Here is an 11,392-nt window from a genome sequence, read left to right as displayed (position 1 = left end):
CGCGCCGGTCCGGCACGACACGCCACCCCGGCACGACATGCCCGGGCGGCACCGCCCGCCGCCCCGCGCGCACCGCGTCAGCGGCCGGCGAGCGCCGCCTCACCCGCGGCCCGGATGGCCGCCAGCGGCCCGGGCGCGCGTCCGGTGAACCGCTCGTTCTGCAGGACCGCCTGGTGGACGAGCAGGTCCAGGCCGCCCAGCACGGCGGCGCCGCGCTCGGCGCAGGCGGCGGCCAGCGCCGTCGGCCACGGGTGGTAGAGCACGTCGAACAGCGCACCGGGCGCGGCGGGCAGCCCGGCGGCGAACGCGTCCGTCGCCCCCGCGGGCGTGGTCGACACGGTGAGCGGCTGCGCGAGCGCCTCCGCCCCCCGCTCCCAGTCGGCGGTCCGCACGGTCACCCCCAGGCGCTCACCCAGCTCGGCCATCTCCCGGGCCCGCTCGGCGCTGCGGACGTAGACCGTCACCTCGCCGGTGCAGATCTGGGCCAGCGCCGCCAGCGCCGACGAGGCGGTGGCCCCGGCACCCAGCACCGCCGCCCCCGCCACCTCGGTGATGCCGCGCTCGCGCAGGGCGTTGACGAGGCCCGGGATGTCGGTGTTGTCACCGGTGCGCCGCCCGTCGGCGGTGAAGACCACCGTGTTCACCGCGTCGACCGAGCGCGCGGTCGCGCTCACCTCGTCGAGCAGCGGGATGACCGCCCGCTTCAGCGGCATGGTGAGCGACAGGCCCGCCCACCGCTCCGCGTCCAGTCCGGTGAGGAAGCCGGGCAGCCCGGCCTCGTCCACCTCGAAGGCGTCGTAGCGCCAGCCGTCCAGCCCGAGCGCCGCGAAGGCGGCGCGGTGCAGGTGCGGCGAGAGCGAGTGGGCGATCGGCGAGCCGAGGACGGCGGCCCGGTGCTTGCTGGTCAACGCTGTTACTCCGTGAACTACTGGCCCGTCAGGGCTACTTGGTGGTGCAGTGGACGGCCACCTTGTCGAAGCCCTGGCCGGCCGCCTTGCAGTACTCCTCGACATCGGCCGCGAACTGCTTGTCCGTCTCCGAGAAGCGGGTGTTCTTCGGGTCCATCGCGATGAAGTACAGCCACTTGCCGTCCGCCGGGTTCAGCACCGCCTTGAGCGCCGCGTCACCCGGGTTGGAGATCGGCCCGGGCGGCAGGCCCGCGTTGATGTAGGTGTTGTACTTGTTGGAGGCGTCGTTGATGTCCTTCTTGTCCAGCACCTTGCGGCCCAGCGAGTACTGCAGCGTGGTGTCCATGCCGAGCTTGCCGTCGATCTTGCCCGTGTCGGCCAGCCGGTTCTGGATCGTCCGGGCCATCTTGGCGAAGTCGTCGGGGTTGTTGCCCTCGGCCTGGAGGATGCTCGCCTCGATGACCACCTCGTAGCCGGTCTTGAGGCCGATCTTGGCGGCCTCCGCGTCCAGCCCCGCGTAGCGGTCGACGGCGTTCTTCACCATCTGCTTGAGCAGGTCCTCGGGCTTCATGCCCGAGGCGATCGAGTAGCGGGCCGGCCAGAGGAAGCCCTCGATGTTGCCGTTGGCGTACGCGGGCAGACCGAGGCTGCCCAGCTGCGCCTTGGCCACCTCGGCCGTGGTGCCCTTGGCCAGCTGCAGCTTGTCGTCGATCTTGGCGTAGGTGGCGGCGGCCGTCAGCCCCTCCTGGACGATCAGCTTCTCACCGCCGTTCGCCTCCACCAGGTTGGTGACGGCGGCCTCGGCCGACATCTCCTTGGGCATGGTGTAGGTGCCGTACTGGATGGTGGTGCACTTCGGGTTCTTCCCGCACGCCTGGGTGAAGGCCTCGATGCTCTTGACCACGCCGGCCTCCTTGAGCGTCTTGCCCATCTCGGCCCCGACGGCACCCTTCTTGATCTCCACCATGACCGAGCCGCTGCCCTGGCCGGTGAAGTCCGGGGGTGGCCCGAAGTGGTCCTGGTAGAAGCCGTACCCCCACCAGCCCGCGCCGGCCACGCCGCCGACCATCACCAGCGCGACCAGCAGGCAGGCGCCACCGTTGCGGCGGCCGGACTTCTTGCCCTTCTCCTTGCGCTTCTTCTTGCCCTCGCGGGAGTTGTCCTCCTCGCCGAGGAAACCGTTCTGGTCGTCCCCGCCGTCCTCGGCGTAGTCGTCCTGGTGCTCGTCCCACTCGGCCTCGGCCTGCTCGGGCTCGGCCTCCGCCGGCCGGCCGCCGGCCTCCAGCGCGGCGGCCTCCGCCTCCCAGTCGATGCCGTCCGGGCCGGGACCGGCGGGCCGCTCGGGCTCGGGCCGCCGGCGGCGCGAGGCCCGCCCGCCCGGCACCTGGCCGCCCGGAGCCTGCTCGCCCGGCACCCGCTGCTGACCGGGCTGCTGCGGCATCCCGGGCTGGGACGCGCCCTGCTGCGGCATCTCGGACTGGGGCGCGCCCTGCTGGTTCATACCCGACTGCGGCATACCCGACTGCGGCATCCCCTGCTGCGGCATGCCCTGCTGCGAGTACCCCTGCTGTTGCCCCTGGTACCCGGGGGCGCTCTGCTGCTGCCCGGGGAACCCCTGCTGCGGGTAGCCCTGCTGCTGGTCCTGGTACCCCTGCCCACCCGGGAAGCCCTGGCCCCCGCCGTGCCCCTGCTGCGGGTACCCCTGCTGGTCGCCGAAGGCCTGACCGCCGTACTGCTGGGCCTGCTGCTGCCCCTGCGCGAACTGCTGTCCCCCGTACTGCTGGGGCTGCTGGGGCTGGCCGCCCGGGTACGCCTGCTGCGGGTAGCCCTGCTGGGGGTAACCCTGCTGCTGCGCCGCCTGCTGCATCTGCTGCGGGTACCCCTGCTGGTCGACGAAAGCCTGACCGCCGTACTGCTGGGGCTGCTGCCACTGGTCGTCCGTCGGCCCGGGGACCGGCTGCTGGCCGCCGTACCCGGGGTCACCGGGGTGCCACGGCTCGGAGCCCTGGGGGCCGTAGCCCCGACCCAGATCGGTCATTGATCCCCTTACACCGACGGAGACGGCCGGAGGATCGGACCGGCCGTCCGGGACGGCGTCCCGGCTGATTCTCGAACCGGCGTGCTACTGCAGCGCCTGGAGGGAGACGTTACCGTACCGCAGCCTGGCCTCCGGCAGGGGCGATGTGCCCTCACTGCCCGCCCGGAGCGGTCGGCGCACCCGTCGGCTGACTGCCGCTCGCCCCCGCGGAGGCACCGCCCGAACCGCTCGCCGACGGGCTCGGCTGCGCGGCCCGGGCGGCGTTGAACTCGGCCACGTTGCGCTGCTGCACGTCGAAACTGTCGGTGAACCGGGTGTCCCCCGGCTTCACGGTGACGAAGTAGAGCCAGTCCCCCTGCGCCGGGTCCACCGCCGCCATGATCGCCTGCCGCCCGGGGTTGCCGATCGGCGTCGGCGGCAGTCCGGTGTGCAGATACGTGTTGTACGGGGAGTCCAGCTTGGTCTCCGTGACGGTGGTGTTCAGCGTCGAGCGCCCGAGCGCGTAGTTGATCGTGGAGTCCAGTTGCAGCGGCATGTTCTTGGCCAGCCGGTTGTAGATCACCCGGGCCACCTTGGCCATGTCCTCGGTGTTGTCCGCCTCGCCCTGCACCATGCTGGCGATGGTCACCAGCCCGTACAGGCTCTGCCCGAGGTTCTGCGCGACGACCTCCGCGTCGTCCCGGGCGAACTCCTTGCCGGCCCGCTCCACCATCTGCTTCAGCAGGTCCACCGCGGTGGTCCCGTCGGTCACGCTGTACGTCGCGGGGAAGAGGTACCCCTCCGGGCTGCCCTTGGCGAACTCCGGCAGCCCCAGCTCGGCGCCCTGCTCCTGGGCGGCCCGTTGCGTGGTGCCCTCGGGCAGGTCCAGCTTCTTGTCGATCGCCGTGTAGATCTGGCTGCCGCGCCAGCCCTCGGGGATGGTCAGGCCGTTGGCGTTGGCGGGGTCGACCAGGATCGCCAGCGCGGCGGCCGCCGACATCTTCTGCTTCAGCGTGTAGGTGCCGGGCTGGATCCGCCCGGCGGCGGCCGCGCTGCCCTTGGCCGCCCGGGTGAAGGCCAGCGAGCTGGCCACCACGCCGTTGCGCACCAGCGCGGAGGCGATCTGGGTGAGCCCGGCGCCCTCGGGCACCGAGACCTGGACGTCGCCGGTGCCCGGCCCGTGGTAGTCGGCGGCGGCCGGCGGCTTCTGCTGTCCCTGCAGCCAGGTGTACCCGGTGAGACCGGCCCCGCCGAAGACGACCACCAGGGCGAGCGCGGTCAGCCCGCAGGCGAGCCCGTTGCGCCGACGGTGCGGATCCGGCGCATCGTGGCGAGGACGGGGCGCACCCGGCGGCCGGCCCTCGGGTTCGAGCACCGGCGCACCGAGGTGGCCGGGTGTGAGCCCGGGCGTGAAGTCCTGGTCGGTCATTGCGCCCCCTCGGCGGTCCCGGAACGAGCAGAAGGGGCCCGTGCGGACGCGTCCGCACGGGCCCCTTCACCGGGACGTTAGATCAGGCCGGTCAGCCGGCCGCCTCGACGCTCTCACCGGGCGGGCGTCCGCTCACCCGTTCGGACTCAAGGGCGGTCTGCAGGATCACCACCGCGGCGGCCTGGTCGACCACCGAGCGGCCCTTCTTGGCCTTGACCCCGGAGGCGCGCAGGCCGTGGGTGGCCGTGACGGTGGACATCCGCTCGTCGACCAGCCGGACCGGCACCGGGTAGAGCCGGTTGGCCAGCCGGGTGGCGTACCCGCGGACCTTCTCCGCCGCCGGGCCCTCCTTGCCGCTGAGCGAGCGCGGCAGGCCGACGATCACCTCGATCGCCTGGTACTCGTCGGCGATGGCGGCGATCCTGGCCTGCGACTTCACCCCGGCGGGGACGGTCTCCACCGGCGTGGCGAGCACCCCGTCGGGGTCGCAGGACGCGACCCCGATCCGGGCGTCACCGACGTCGACGGCGATCCGCCGCCCGCGGCGGAAGGGCGGCCTCTCCTCCTGGTCCATCAGCTGGCGCGCTCCGCGACCAGACCGCGCACCGCGGCGATGGCCTCGCCGACCGCGCCCGCGTCGGAGCCGCCGCCCTGGGCGACGTCGTCCTTGCCGCCACCGCCGCCGCCGAGGGTCTTGGCGGCGACCCGGACCAGCTCGCCGGCCTTGATGCCGCGCCCGCGCGCGTCCTCGTTGGTGGCGATCACGGTCAGCGGGCGGTCGTTGGCCACCGTGAAGGCGGCGACCACGGCCGGCCGCGAGCCGAGCCGGCCGCGCACGTCCAGGACGAGCTTGCGCAGCTCGTCGGCGCCGGTGCCGTCGGCGACCCGGGCGGCCACCACGGCGATGCCCTGGACGTCCTCGGCGGAGTCGGCCAGACCCGCGGCGGCGGCCAGCACCTTCTCGGCGCGGAAGCGCTCGATCTCCTTCTCGGCGTCCTTGAGCTTGGCGAGCATGCCCGAGATCTTCTCCGGCAGCTCCTCCGGGCGGCCCTTGACCAGCTCGGTCAGCTGGGCGACCACGGTGTGCTCACGGGCGAGGAACTTGTAGGCGTCCACGCCGACCAGCGCCTCGACCCGGCGCACGCCGGAGCCGATCGAGGACTCGCCGAGCAGCTTCACCAGGCCCAGCTGGGCGGTGTTGCCGACGTGCGTGCCACCGCAGAGCTCCTTGGAGAAGTCCCCGATGGTGACGACGCGGACCGAGTCGCCGTACTTCTCGCCGAACATCGCGATGGCGCCGGCCTTGCGGGCCTGGTCCATCGTCATGACCTCGGCGGTCACGTCCAGCTCGCGGGTCAGCACGTCGTTGATCTTCTGCTCGACGTCGACCAGCACGCTGCCGGGCACGGCGGCGGGCGAGCCGAAGTCGAAGCGGAAGCGGCCGGGGGCGTTCTCGGAGCCGGCCTGGGCGGCCGTCGGGCCGAGCGCGTCGCGCAGCGCCTGGTGGGTCAGGTGGGTGGCCGAGTGGGCGCGGGCGATGGCCCGGCGGCGCTCGATGTCGATGGTGGCGTACGCCGAGGCGCCGAGCACGACCTCACCGAACAGCACGCCGCCGGAGTGCACCGTCACGCCCGGGACGGGCTGCTGCACGTCGCGGATCTCCACCACGGCGCCGGAGTCCAGCCGGATCCGGCCGTGGTCGGCGAGCTGGCCGCCGCCCTCGGCGTAGAACGGGGTGCGGTCGAGGATGATCTCGACCTCGTCGCCCTCGCTCGCGGCCGGCGCCGGGACGCCGTCCACCAGCAGGCCGACCACGGTGGCCTCGCCCTCGGTGAGGTTGTAGCCGGTGAAGACGCTGGCGCCGGACTTGTCGGCGACCTCGCGGTACGCGGCGACGTCGGCGTGGCCCATCTTCTTGGCCTTGGCATCGGCCTTGGCACGGTCCCGCTGCTCCTGCATGAGTCGGCGGAAGCCGGCCTCGTCGACCTGGAGGCCCTGCTCCTCGGCCATCTCCAGGGTCAGGTCGATCGGGAACCCGTAGGTGTCGTGCAGCTTGAACGCCTGCTCGCCGGAGAGCACCGCGCCGCCGGACTGCTTGGTCTCGGTGACCGCGGTGTCCAGCAGGGTGGTGCCGGCCTTCAGGGTCTGCAGGAAGGCCGCCTCCTCGCCGCTGACGACCGTCTCGATGCGCTTGCGGTCGGCCTCCAGCTCCGGGTACTGCGGGGCCATCGCCTTGATCGCGACCTCGGTCAGGTCCTTCGCGACCTGGCCGGTGGCGCCCAGCAGGCGCATGTTGCGGATGGCGCGGCGCAGGATGCGGCGCAGCACGTAGCCGCGGCCCTCGTTGCCGGGGGTGACACCGTCGCCGATCAGCATCAGCGCGGTGCGGATGTGGTCGGTGACCACGCGCAGCGAGACGTCCGACTTGTGGTCGGCGCCGTAGGTGTGACCGGTCAGCTCGGCGGCGCGGTCGAGGATCATCCGGCTGGTGTCGATCTCGAAGAGGTTGTCGACGCCCTGCAGGATGGCGGCGAGGCGCTCCAGGCCGAGGCCGGTGTCGATGTTCTTGCTCGGCAGGTCGCCGAGGATCTCGAAACCGTCCTTGCCGTCACCGTGGCCGCGCTCGTACTGCATGAAGACCAGGTTCCAGATCTCCAGGTAGCGCTCGCCGTTGACGGCCGGGCCGCCCTCCTCGCCGTACGCGGGGCCGCGGTCGTAGTTGATCTCCGAGCACGGGCCGCACGGGCCGGGGACGCCCATCGACCAGAAGTTGTCCTTCATGCCGAGGCGCTGGATGCGCTCGGAGGGCACGCCGATGACGTCACGCCAGATCTGCTCGGCCTCGTCGTCGTCCTTGTAGACGGTGATCCAGAGCTTCTCCTTCTCCAGGCCGTAGCCGCCGTCCGCGACGGGAGTGGTGAGCAGCTCCCACGCGAACTTGATGGCCCCTTCCTTGAAGTAGTCGCCGAAGGAGAAGTTGCCGCACATCTGGAAGAAGGAGCCGTGCCGGGTGGTCTTCCCGACCTCCTCGATGTCCAGGGTGCGCACGCACTTCTGGACGCTGGTGGCCCGGGAGAACTGCGGCTTGACCTCGCCGAGGAAGTACGGCTTGAAGGGCACCATGCCGGCGTTGACCAGCAGCAGGGTGGGGTCGTCGGCGACCAGGGACGCCGACGGAACGACGGTGTGGCCGCGCTCCTCGAAGAAGCGCAGCCAGCGGCGGCGGATCTCTGCCGACTCCATTAGTGGTCCTTCCGGTTCGGGGTACCGCCCGGCTGCGGCAGTGCGCGGCCGGGCGTCTTTTCGATGGCTGGGGTGGTGCGCGCACCGTCGGACGATGCGCGGGCACTGCTGGACGGAGGCAGGGCGGCGGCCGGGCTGCCGGGCGCCGCCGAGATAGCTCGGTACTGCGGCTCGCCGCGCAGGACCCGGCGCCGGGGCTCGACGACGGCGGTGCCGTCCAGTCCGAGGTCCTCGCGCAGCTGCTCCTCGCGCTCGGCCATGCCCGCCTTCACGTCCTGGGCGAACCGCTTGGCCGCGTCGCCCAGGTGCAGCGCGCCGCGCGCGGCGGTGCCGGAGAGGCTGTCCGGGGTGAGCCGGTGCACGGCCTCGTTGGCCTTGTTCATGGCCCAGACGGTGGCACCGGCGCCGACCGCCATCCAGAAGATGCGTCGCACCATGCCGTCAGCCCCTCACCGCGCGCCGGACCCGGGCGAGCAGGCCGCTCTTGGCCGTCGTCGCGGCGCGCACCTCGGCCCGGATCAGCCGGGCCAGCTCCTCGCGCTCGCTCGGCTGGGTGGGCAGCGTCACGGTGCCGTTCTGCTTGGCGACGGCCTTGCGGACGCCGTAGCTGAAGGCCGCGACCTTGACCAGCGGCCCGCCCAGGGTGGCCGCGACGGTGGAGGAGAGCGCCTGGGCGTTGGCGGCGGCGTCCTGGACGTTGGCGGTGATCTCGTCCACCCGCTCCAGCTGCTCGTTGGCGCTGCGCACGGCGGCTCCGGCCTCGGTCAGCAGCGGCACGGCCTGCTCGGTCACGGCGGAGACCAGGACGGCGGCCTCCTTGAGCACCCGCGAGAGGTGCACCAGCACGACGGCGAGCAGGGTGACCAGGACCGCCCAGAACACGGCGACGAGCAAGCCGGCCAGCTCTCCCACGGACACCTTGTGCGCTCCCTCGCCTTGCTGTTCTCCGAAGGAGACCCTATCGCGACCACGGCCGGTTTCCGGACCGGATATCGGCCGGGGCGTCCCCGGGGCCCGCCCCCGTGGATCCGGTCCGGGGTACGAGCCGCGCGCGTAACCTACCGGCCGGTCACCTCGTTCTGCCGGACGGGCCGTCGCCGGGGCGGCCCGCGGGCACGCCCGAACCGCGACGGTCCGGGCCCGGAGACGGGAGCAGCGCTTGGCCGCGGACCCGACAGCACGGCCCGGAGCGGGGGCGGCGCGGCGGGAGCCGGCGCCCGGCCGGCTCCCGGCCGAGGTGACCAGCTTCGTCGGCCGGCAGCGGGAGCTGGCCGAGCTGGCCCGGCTGCTGGCCGCCGCGCGGCTGGTCACGGTGACCGGCCCGGGTGGCGTGGGCAAGAGCCGGCTGGCCCTGCGCGCGGCGGCCCGGGCGGCCGGCGCCTTCCCGGACGGCACCTGGCTGGTCGAGGTCGCTCCCGTGCAGGACCCGCTGCTGCTCGGCCACGCCGTGCTGGAGGCGCTGCGGCTGACCGACGGCACCCCCCGGCCGCCGCTGGACGTGCTGACCGAGCAGCTCGCCGGGCGCCGGACGCTGATCGTGCTGGACGGCTGCGAGCACCTGGTGGACGCCTGCGCGGAGCTGGTCGACGCCCTGCTGCGGGCGCTGCCCGGCCTGCGGGTGCTGGCCACCAGCCGGGCGGCGCTGCGCGCCCCGGGCGAGCACCTGCTCGTCCTGGCGCCGCTGCCGGTGGGCCCGGTCGGCCCCGGCGTACTGCCGGACGCGGTGCGGCTGTTCGCCGACCGGGCCCGGGCGGTGCTGCCCTCCTTCGAGATCACCGCGGCCTCCGCCGAGGGGATCGCCCAGCTCTGCCGCCGGCTGGACGGCATCCCGCTGGCCGTCGAGCTGGCGGCCGGCCGGCTGCGGTCGCTCTCGGTGGCGCAGATCGACGCCCGGCTGGGCGACCGGTTCCGCCTGCTCACCGGCGGTGCCCGGACGGCGCTGCCGCGCCACCAGACGCTTCGCACGACCATCGGGTGGAGTCACGAACTCTGCACGCCGCAGGAACGTTTGCTCTGGGCCCGGCTCTCGGTCTTCGCGGGGAGCTTCGACCTGGAGGCCGCCGAGTACGTCTGCGCCGGCGGCGGCATCGAACCGGAGGACCTGCTCGACCTGGTGTCCGAGCTGATCAACAAGTCGGTACTGCTCCGGGTGTCGGCCCCCGGCCGGCCGGCCGAGGAGGGGGGCGGCGTCAGGTTCGGACTGCTGGACACCCTGCGCGAGTACGGCCTGCGGTGGCTGCGCTCGACCGGTGAGGAGCAGCGGCTGCGGCGCCGCCACCGGGACTGGTACCTGGGCGTGGCCACCTGGGGCGAGGTCGAGTGGTTCGGCCCCCGGCAGGCGGAGACCGCCGAGCGCACCGAGCTCGCCCACCCCAACCTGCGCGCGGCGCTGGAGTTCTGCCTGGCCGAACCGGGCGAGGAGCAGCTCGCCCTGCTGCTGGCGAGCACGCTCTGGTTCTACTGGGTCGGCTGCGGCCACCTCGGCGAGGGCCGGCACTGGCTGGACCGCGCGCTCGCCCTCGACCCGGAGCCGACCGAGGCCCGCGCCAAGGCGCTCTGGGTCACCGGGTACATGGCGACCCTCCAGGGCGACCTGCTCACCGCCCGCCCGGCCCTGGAGGAGTGCCGCCGCCAGGCGCTGGACACCGGCGACGACCGGGCGCTCGCCTACGCCGTCCACCGGCAGGGCTGCGCCGCGCTGATCGGGGACGAGCCGGCCCGTGCCGCCGAGCTCTTCGAGGAGGCGCTCTGGCACTACCGGACGATCGGCGAGCTCAACAGCAACGTCCTGATGGCCATGTTCGAGCTGGGCATCGCCTACCTGTTCCAGGGCGACCAGGACAGCGGCGAGTTCTGGCTCGGCGAGGTCCGCGAGCTCTGCGAGGAGCACGGCGAGCAGTGGGCGTACGCCTACGGGCTCTACGCGCTCGGGTACTCGCACTGGCTGGACGGCGAGGTCCGGCTGGCCCGGGCGCGGGCCCGCGAGAGCGTCCGGCTCAACCACCTCTTCCACGACCTGCTCGGCATCGTGCTGGCGATCGACCTGCTGGCGCTGCTGGAGACCGAGCCCACCGGGCCCGGCCGGCCGGGCGACCTGCGCGAGGCCCGGGTGCTGCAGGGCGCCGCGCACCGGATCTGGCAGGCGGTGGGCAAGCCGTTCTTCGGCTCGCGCACCTTCAACGGCCCCCACCGGCACTGCGAGGAGCGGGCCAGGGCCGGGCTGACCGAGCAGGAGTTCACCGAGTGCTTCGACCGCGGTGCCCGGCTGGACCTCGACGCCGCCGTCCACCGGGCGCTCGGCGGCGACGGCCGCGCGGGCGGTCCGGGCCGGCTGCCGGGCCCCTTCCCGGTGCCGCCGGCGCCGCACCCCTCACCGGCCAGGAATAGTTGAATCTTGTCCATTGCTACACCGGTCGGCACCTCCCGGCACCCCCGCCGGGCGGACGCCCGGAAGGAGCAATCGTGGCCACCAACACCGCCGACGAGTACCGCCTCGCGACGTTCTACTTCGACTCCAAGGCGTACACCGACGCCGCCCGCATGCTGGAGGGCGTCCTCGCCGAGGAGCCGGCCAACCTGTCGGTCCGGCTGCTGCTGGCCCGCAGCTACTTCCACTCGGCCCAGCTCTCCCGCGCCGAGGCCGAGCTGCGCCGGATCCTGGACGCCCACCCGGCCGAGGACTACGCCCGGCTGATGCTGGGCCGGACCCTGGAGCGCCAGGGCCGCGCCGAGGAGGCCCGCCCGCACCTGCGGCTGGCCGCCGCGATGACCGGCGAGGACGACTGAGCACAACCC

The 11,392-nt window shown here is 73.4% G+C and carries 9 protein-coding genes; 2 read left to right on the top strand and 7 right to left on the bottom strand.

The features are described 5' to 3' along the window. Positions 1-77: 77 nt before the first annotated feature. The 7 genes from ACIF6L_RS28120 to ACIF6L_RS28090 form a co-directional block, all read right to left on the bottom strand. Entirely contained in the window at positions 78-908 is an 831-nt protein-coding gene (locus ACIF6L_RS28120; protein WP_396489630.1) for a shikimate dehydrogenase, read from the bottom strand. A gap of 34 nt (positions 909-942) precedes the next feature. After that, on the bottom strand, positions 943-2,946 hold the full coding sequence (gene mltG / locus ACIF6L_RS28115; protein WP_359809668.1) for an endolytic transglycosylase MltG: 2,004 nt from the start codon (positions 2,944-2,946) through the stop codon (positions 943-945). 151 nt (positions 2,947-3,097) lie between these two features. Continuing rightward, positions 3,098-4,354, bottom strand: coding sequence for an endolytic transglycosylase MltG (gene mltG, locus ACIF6L_RS28110; RefSeq protein ID WP_396489628.1), 1,257 nt, complete (start codon positions 4,352-4,354; stop codon positions 3,098-3,100). A gap of 91 nt (positions 4,355-4,445) precedes the next feature. After that, the gene (gene ruvX / locus ACIF6L_RS28105) at positions 4,446-4,928 is read right to left on the bottom strand and encodes a Holliday junction resolvase RuvX (protein ID WP_329486798.1); all 483 of its coding nucleotides are present in this window, start codon (positions 4,926-4,928) and stop codon (positions 4,446-4,448) included. Next, entirely contained in the window at positions 4,928-7,597 is a 2,670-nt protein-coding gene (gene alaS / locus ACIF6L_RS28100) for an alanine--tRNA ligase (protein WP_359808734.1), read from the bottom strand. Before alaS ends, ruvX begins: the two co-directional genes overlap by 1 nt. Beyond that, a complete protein-coding gene (locus ACIF6L_RS28095) occupies positions 7,597-8,034 on the bottom strand; it encodes a DUF6167 family protein (RefSeq protein ID WP_329486800.1) in 438 nt (145 codons plus the stop codon). The genes alaS and ACIF6L_RS28095 overlap by 1 nt, the downstream gene beginning before the upstream one ends. A 4-nt stretch (positions 8,035-8,038) precedes the next feature. Further along, complete coding sequence (locus tag ACIF6L_RS28090) at positions 8,039-8,515, bottom strand: DUF948 domain-containing protein (RefSeq protein WP_329486801.1); 477 nt, start codon at positions 8,513-8,515, stop codon at positions 8,039-8,041. A gap of 241 nt (positions 8,516-8,756) precedes the next feature. Here ACIF6L_RS28090 and ACIF6L_RS28085 point away from each other — a divergent pair, with 241 nt between their 5' ends. Both ACIF6L_RS28085 and ACIF6L_RS28080 read left to right on the top strand, forming a co-directional pair. After that, positions 8,757-10,988, top strand: coding sequence for an ATP-binding protein (locus ACIF6L_RS28085; protein WP_396489625.1), 2,232 nt, complete (start codon positions 8,757-8,759; stop codon positions 10,986-10,988). Positions 10,989-11,059: 71 nt separating this feature from the next. Further along, positions 11,060-11,383, top strand: a complete 324-nt coding sequence (locus tag ACIF6L_RS28080) for a tetratricopeptide repeat protein (protein ID WP_329486803.1) — start codon at positions 11,060-11,062, stop codon at positions 11,381-11,383. The last annotated feature ends 9 nt before the right edge of the window (positions 11,384-11,392 follow it).

Origin of the sequence: Kitasatospora sp. NPDC086009 (genome assembly GCF_044540385.1) — a bacterium.
Classification (GTDB): domain Bacteria; phylum Actinomycetota; class Actinomycetes; order Streptomycetales; family Streptomycetaceae; genus Kitasatospora.
Note: the sequence above shows the minus strand (reverse complement) of the source record. Positions and strands in the feature narration are given on the sequence as shown.